We start from the raw sequence: 3,676 nt of genomic DNA on the forward strand, positions 1-3,676 counted from the left end.
CAGGATAGTACAGTGGGCAATTATCCTACCCGTCAGATGGATTTAGGCTACCTTCAAACCGGAAGCGATAATGGAGTATTAATACATAATGGTATTCTGACAGACAACCATTATGTACCTTTAGGCTTACCCATCCAAGAGTTCATACAAAGAGATAGGGATGATTATGGTAAACGTCATCAAAGACACCTGCGTCCTTTTGAAGAAAAGGAGAGTGCTAAATGGATTGAAGCCATTGATTTTGCCCGTAAATATGGACGTAAAACGGGTATATCGGTTGTACAAGTAGCTGATAAAGAAGCTGATGTGGCAGAGGTCTTCAATTATGCACTTACCCATCGACAACTCTTTATTATCAATGGCAGACATGACCGTAAACTCAAAAACAGTACTCAAACCCTGAAGCCCTATTTGCAAAGTTTAACCCCTGGTGGGATTGTTGAACGTTCGCTCTTAGATGCCAAAGGCAAAGCACACCTATGTGAGTGTCAGATTACTTTTGCAAAAGTTGACTTACAGGATTTAATTAAACCTATTTATGTACTCACCTTGCAGCAACTTCAACCTATCAAAGGACAAGACTTAGCCCATTGGATGATACTTACCAATGTGCCGGTAAAGACTTTAGCAGAGGCGGTAGCTATTATTGATACCTATACCCGCAGATGGACTACCTGTGAAGATTTTCATAAATGTCTCAAAACGGGTTGTAGTATCCAACAAAGACAATTACAATCCCCACAAGCACTCTTTAATACCATCAGTCTATTGAGTTTAATAGCGATTGGTTTATTAAGAACAAGATATTTAGCTCTCAAAGAGCATGCCCAGAAGACGACTAATCATCTGATTAATGAATTACTCTCACAGGATGAGTTAATGATGGCTGACATAGCTGCCGATAAATATCTGATGCCTATTGACTTAACTTTTGCCCAGAAGCATACCAATTTATGGTTTATGCTGCTTTTAGCCAGGATGGGAGGGCATCAGGGTATCAAACAGGCTGGTATGCCCGGATGGCAAACAATCTGGAAAGGTTGGATTTATTTCCAGGCACTTGTTGATGGTCTCAATATGTCAAAGAACTTATTTTTACAAAAAAACCGTACTTATGGGTAAAACTCACCCTATTTCAAGGAGAGGGGTTGGGGGTGAGGAGGATTTTATAAGAATCTCGCTTTCAGTTCAGGCGTCGGTAGCCGGCAGGCATCCATTTTCCCCATAAACCGATAGCGGTTTTTAGCTACCAAATCATAGACAAAATCACGGATAAACTTGGGGACTATCTTAAAGCCATACAACAACTTCCAGAGTCCATTCATATTTCGGGCTATCTCCAGTGCTGCATCAGATTTCTGATAGAGTCTGCCGTCTTTTTCCAGTATTACACTATCAAAATCAGTTATAGTAGTAATCTGGTACTTGGCAAGAATAGCTCTTCCGGGTTCTGACTGCAAAGCGGCGAATTTGAACACTCCTTTTTGGTCTCTATCAATCAGAAAATTGATAGAAGCATTACAGAAATTACAGACACCATCAAATAAGACTACCATAGCTTATTATTTTTGCATCGAAACTGCTTTCTCTCCTTCCGGATTTAGCTCTCCATTATTGTATTTCGATGGGCATTTCAATAAGATTTGTTCAGCACGAAAAACTTTATTCTGTAAATCCATGCTACCTACTACTACCACTTTCTCTGACTTATCCAAATCCTGTGGTTTCGGTTGGTTATAAATCACTTTCTCTTCACGTTGTAAAGAGTCAATCATGGTAAACTGAAAACTGTTCGGGTCAGTTACAGGGTCATATATCATTCCTACGATATTGCCCTGTGTATCTTTCTTTAATGAACCCACTACGTGGATAGACTTGTTATTGCCGTTTTTAGCCAAATCTTCCGCTTCGCTAAAGCCTACATAAGTACTGGCGTCGCCCACAGTAGAAATAATAATTCCAACAGCTATCGCAATTACTCCTAATGCGATAATATGTGATTTTTTCATAAACCTTTTTCTATTTTACTAATCTTTCTATCTAACAAAACTAAATAACTAATAATTCCCAGAAAAACTACGGCAATTACAGCCACTACTACCCATATTTTCCCGTCTTCACGCATTTTATCAGCCATTTCTACCTCTTGCTGCGCAAATAGATTGGTTGAAATCAGGAGTGTTAAGGTTAAAAATGCTATTATTTTTTTCATGTATATCGGTATTAATTTAAACTCATTAGATGAAACTACTACTATTAATATATTATCCCTACGGGATACGAAATTATACATACTACTTATTTCTACAGATATATCGTCCCTATGGGTAGGTTGTCCAATCTGTAAAAAAGTTCTTTCATATTCTTAATGTATTTTTCCTTCTAAGAACTTGCTTATCAGCGAGTACTGCCTTACCCCATTGGTCTAAATCTGCCATAGAAACCTCTTCTAAGGCTGTCTTTATGTCGAACTTAAGTCCTTTGTTTGTTCTAAGTGGTAGTGCCAATACTTGCTTGGTAATGCCATGCAATGGATTGGCAGGTAGTTTTTGCTTGAATTTAGCAAACAAAGACTCCAAACAGTTTGAACAGCAATTCCAAACAGTGTCTGCATTAGGTAATTTTAACTTTTCTGTCTGTAAATACTCTTCAATAGCTGTGATTATTTTTCCATCCACTCTCAGGTGATGTTTTTTAAGCACATCCTTACATTGCTCAATATTTTCATAAGATAACCCTTTGATTTTCAGTAAATCTATTACCTGTTGACTCATTTGAAAAACTGCTTGAAGCTCTTCAATTAAGCCCTGATGCTGTTTGATAGGTCTAAAAAAGTCTTGTTCTTTGGCTGAAAAGGTTTCAAAACAAGTAATAATCTTCTTTGACCAGACAATACTGGGCTCTAAATTCATGAACCGAGCAATCACTCTTTGTTTAGGTGGAAGCAAGTAGGCCACCTCTCTCATGATTCCTTGAAATTTAGCCTGTGCGATGGCTTGCTGCCAACTGATAAACTTACCATGGTTACGATAGTGTTTCTCTACTATCAAGGCTATTTGATGAGAGACGTCTGCAATCCTGATACAACCACTATCACCAATACCCTTGCGTAAATTACTATTGCCATCACTGATAATATAGACAGGTTTACTACCCATTTTTTCTGTCACTTTTTCAATCTCTGCCCTAATATCTTCCGCTTTCCAGGATGATCGCACTGCGATAGACAAAACACTGACCTGTTCATAGTTTAAAGCAGTTGGCTGCTCTTTTTGGGCAGCTACTCCCAAGATAAGTACTAACCTTTGCTGACCGATTACCATACACTCATCAATGATTAAACCATAGGACTTACCAAGCTCACAGACTGGATGAGTATATTTATAGTAGCCTAATTTCTGCACCCATACAGCAATGATACTTTTACTGGGTAAGACGCCTAAAACACCGAATTCTAACTGAATGTATAGCAAAATCTTTACAATTCCTCTATAGCCACAGCCTAAAACCAAGTATAAGTATACACTCATTTGAATAGTCTGAACACTGTACTGATATCCTTGAGCTTTAGTAATCCGACCTGAATTTTGCTTGACAGAACGCAATTCTGAGGATTGTAAGGTCTTATATTTACGCTTCCACAAATCCCGACTCGCCTCTAATTCTTTCAGTCGCT

Annotated in this window: 5 protein-coding genes; 1 reads left to right on the forward strand and 4 read right to left on the reverse strand. The window is 38.4% G+C overall.

What is annotated here, in order from left to right:
* Positions 1-1,122, forward strand: a 1,122-nt coding sequence (locus EWM59_RS27275; RefSeq protein WP_130020692.1) for an IS4 family transposase, incomplete at its 5' end; no start/stop codon positions are given.
* Positions 1,123-1,166: 44 nt separating this feature from the next.
* On the opposite strand, the gene EWM59_RS27280 is transcribed toward EWM59_RS27275, so the two are convergent.
* The 4 genes from EWM59_RS27280 to EWM59_RS27295 form a co-directional block, all read right to left on the reverse strand.
* Positions 1,167-1,556: a thiol-disulfide oxidoreductase DCC family protein gene (locus EWM59_RS27280; RefSeq protein ID WP_130024350.1), complete on the reverse strand. Its 390-nt coding sequence runs from the start codon at positions 1,554-1,556 to the stop codon at positions 1,167-1,169.
* A gap of 6 nt (positions 1,557-1,562) precedes the next feature.
* Positions 1,563-2,009, reverse strand: coding sequence for a cytochrome c maturation protein CcmE domain-containing protein (locus tag EWM59_RS27285; protein WP_130024351.1), 447 nt, complete (start codon positions 2,007-2,009; stop codon positions 1,563-1,565).
* The gene (locus EWM59_RS27290; protein WP_130024352.1) at positions 2,006-2,212 is read right to left on the reverse strand and encodes a CcmD family protein; all 207 of its coding nucleotides are present in this window, start codon (positions 2,210-2,212) and stop codon (positions 2,006-2,008) included. Before EWM59_RS27290 ends, EWM59_RS27285 begins: the two co-directional genes overlap by 4 nt.
* 145 nt (positions 2,213-2,357) lie before the next feature.
* Positions 2,358-3,676, reverse strand: a 1,319-nt coding sequence (locus EWM59_RS27295; RefSeq protein ID WP_207220074.1) for a hypothetical protein, incomplete at its 5' end; no start/stop codon positions are given.

Source organism: Emticicia agri (assembly GCF_004168285.1).
GTDB lineage: Bacteria > Bacteroidota > Bacteroidia > Cytophagales > Spirosomataceae > Emticicia > Emticicia agri.

Bases quoted from the DNA above. Each gene is read 5' to 3' on its own strand.
- EWM59_RS27280 (WP_130024350.1), bottom strand. From the start codon at position 1,556: ATGGTAGTCTTATTTGATGGTGTCTGTAATTTCTGTAATGCTTCTATC.
- EWM59_RS27285 (WP_130024351.1), bottom strand. From the start codon at position 2,009: ATGAAAAAATCACATATTATCGCATTAGGAGTAATTGCGATAGCTGTT.
- EWM59_RS27290 (WP_130024352.1), bottom strand. From the start codon at position 2,212: ATGAAAAAAATAATAGCATTTTTAACCTTAACACTCCTGATTTCAACC.